At 31.2% G+C, this 3,098-nt stretch carries 4 protein-coding genes; all 4 read right to left on the minus strand.

Features of this window, described 5'->3' with window-relative positions; all coding sequences use genetic code 11:
- Window positions 1-628: hypothetical protein (locus tag ACTTKP_RS11820; protein ID WP_442554090.1), on the minus strand; the 628-nt coding region annotated here is incomplete at its 3' end.
- Entirely contained in the window at window positions 612-2,132 is a 1,521-nt protein-coding gene (locus ACTTKP_RS11825) for a polysaccharide pyruvyl transferase family protein (protein WP_442554091.1), read from the minus strand. The genes ACTTKP_RS11825 and ACTTKP_RS11820, both read right to left, overlap by 17 nt.
- Before the next feature lie 47 nt (window positions 2,133-2,179).
- The gene (locus ACTTKP_RS11830) at window positions 2,180-2,773 is read right to left on the minus strand and encodes an XTP/dITP diphosphatase (RefSeq protein ID WP_442554092.1); all 594 of its coding nucleotides are present in this window, start codon (window positions 2,771-2,773) and stop codon (window positions 2,180-2,182) included.
- Window positions 2,773-3,098, minus strand: a 326-nt coding sequence (locus tag ACTTKP_RS11835; protein ID WP_442554093.1) for an N-acetylmuramoyl-L-alanine amidase family protein, incomplete at its 5' end; no start/stop codon positions are given. The genes ACTTKP_RS11835 and ACTTKP_RS11830, both read right to left, overlap by 1 nt.

Below are 3,098 nucleotides of genomic sequence, written 5' to 3' on the forward strand. Positions count from 1 at the left end.
TAATACGCCATTTTATATGAAATAATATTCTCATTATACCTGTTTTATTATTTCTGGGAGCAGCTTTGACACAATATATAAAATTTAATAAAGCTTCTAACATAAAAATAGGAAATAAAAAAACTGATGTCATAATCAATACAATATTCCATAAGAAACTAACTCCGGATTGAAATGCCATAAATATAACATTTTTTATTCCAACTTCCTGCTCTGTAGCTAAAGGCTTAATTTCTATGCTTTCATGTTTTCTACCAAAAGCAACATCATAAAATTCGGATCCATAAACCAGTAAATCAGCGGATTCATTCATTATAGGCTTATCGAATACACTATCTCCATAAACTATTTCTAAACTCATTGTTATGGGCTCAGCACCATAATCCTTAAAGAATACCTGATTTAAACTATAAGAATATCCTGCAAAAAAATCGAAAGTTTTTAAATTCTCACTAGGATAATATGCCTGAATAGGCATCGGAATTCTGCGATTTTCTTTCCCATTATCGAAAATAACAGTCACCATAGGTTTCCTTACTCTTGGATCATAGTTTCCTCTGACTCTTATACCTATTTTAAGATTTGAATTTTCTACATATAATTCAAATACTTTAACACTTATGTCCACTATTATTCTCCTCTTTCTTTATAATTCCCAAAACTTTTTTAACCTTTCTCCTCACTAAGAAAGTAAATGTTTTCTTAGCCTCTTTTAGTTCTGCATCTTTCTTACTTAATTTTTCCTCAGTTTTTTGAAGCTTTTTTACAATTGCATTCAATTCTTTTTCTATAGCCTTATTATTATCTTTTAACTCTCTAATTTCGTTCCTAAGCCCTTTTTTAATATCTTGTTCAACAACTAAATCTTCTTTTCTCCTGGTTCTTAGACAAAGGTCATAGCTGTCTATTCTCTTAGAAATTTCCTCAATATCACATTTTAACACGGATTTTACTGAAAAATCCTTACTATAAATGCCCCGTTCCATCAGCATTTTATCAAGTGGATTAAGTTCAGGATTTTTATAATCCTTAAAAATATGAGAAATTCCATTTTTATCTAAAAAATCAACATAATGTTTAAAATTTTCTTTATGTACTTCCAAAAAAGACTTGTAATCTGCCTTTGCAAATATTTCAAATATATCTGTATTTTCATTTATTTCAGCAGCATTAATCTGAGGTAATTTATGATAGTCCACAAGTTCTCTCATTCTGGCATCATGTGTAATCCAAACAGCCGGTATTCCCGACAATATAGCCATAACATTACCATGAAGCCTTGGTCCAATACTGAAATCTCTTTCAGCAAGGTCATTTTTCCAGCTGCAATAATGTGTATGAAAACGCACCTTATCTTTCATATAGATAGAATTTTCAATTGTATTTGGATAACCGGATATTTTTCTATTAAAACGGTACTTAGTTCCTAAATATAAAGTTCTGAGTTCTTCAATTTTTTGTGGATAATAATACGAATCGTGAAATCTTTCACTTTCTCTAAGCAAAAATTCCTGTACATTATTTTCTGCCATTACCGTATTATTAAAAGCCATTTTCGAATTTTCATTAAGTTTTGCAGTTTTTAATTTCAGGTCAGCACCATAGGTGTAAAAAGACGGACATCCTATCACAGTATAATCCTTTTCAGGAATAAATCCAAGCTTTTTTAAATAATCACCTGTTATTTCACCTCTTACTCCTATCATAGCAGACTTATTTAATACTGCCTTAAAAAATTTATATGCTATCTCATCATCCTTGAATTTAATTCCCTTATTTTCATAATCATATTCCCCTCTTACTCCTATTCCAACAATTATACAGGGAATTTTAAGCTTATTTATTATTTTTGTCATATTTTTAATTTCATCAACTCTGTCATGTCTGATGAAATCAGCTAACGGAATCACAAAAGAATCACACTCATCATTAATTCTATCAACATCTAACCTTAAAACACGATACTTAGTCGGAACAAACTCTATATCAGGCTCTGTCATAAGCCCCCTATATACAGAATAAGCATAGACCAAATTACCAACATTATTTCCTATAAGATTATATGCAAGGATATTAGAAACAGGAGTTTCCTCAATAGGAGATAAACCGGTTCGTACCAATATTTTCTTCATCTTATAAACTTCCTTTCTATATATACTTTTATACTTTAATTAATGCTTTATATAAAGTCTTTAATCACTTCCTTCATAGCCCTTAATGCTTTCCCTCTATGGCTTATTTTATTCTTTTCGTCACTTGAAAGCTCCGCAGAAGTCTTGCCGTACTGAGGCAGATAAAATATAGGATCATAGCCGAATCCATTTTCACCTTGGATTTCATAGGCTATTTGCCCTTCCATTACTCCCTTTTTTATAAATTCTCTTCCATCAGGCAAAACTAAAGAAATAACACAGACAAACCTGGCACTTCTCTCTTCATCTTTAGCCTCTTTAAGCTTATCTATAATATAATTATTCTTATAATCATAATCTGTATCTCTACCTAAGTATCTTGCAGAATAAATGCCCGGCTCACCATTTAAATAATCAACTTCAAGGCCTGAATCATCTGCCAAAGCAGGTAAACCTGTAAGCTTTGATATAGCCCTTGCTTTAATAAGTGAATTTTCTTCAAATGTGTTTCCATTTTCTTCTACTTCTGTAGTAATATTCATTTCTTTCATAGAAACTACTTCTACAGAAAAATCTGCAAGTATTTCCTTTATCTCCTTTATTTTTCCTTCATTTCCTGTTGCAAAAACTATCTTATCCATTATTCCTCATTTTCCTTAAATGCCTGTACAATTGCTTCATATGCAGCTTCTGCACATTGTTTCATTTTTTTATCATCCTGAATCAGAGCCAAATCTTCCTTATTGGTAAGGAAACCAATCTCTACAAGAGCTGAAGGCATATTTGTATGTCCCAAAACATAAAGCTCACTGCCTCTGACAGCCCCTCTCTTTTTGGTATCTATCACACTGCAAATATTATCTAAAATCAATGTCGCAAATCTTTCTGAACTTACCTTAGTATTCTTAATCTTTTCATTATAATGAATTTCAGTCCCTCTAACCTTATTAAAATCAATTGGAGTTC

This window comes from Catonella sp. (genome assembly GCF_052169795.1).
Classification (GTDB): Bacteria; Bacillota; Clostridia; order Lachnospirales; family Lachnospiraceae; genus Catonella.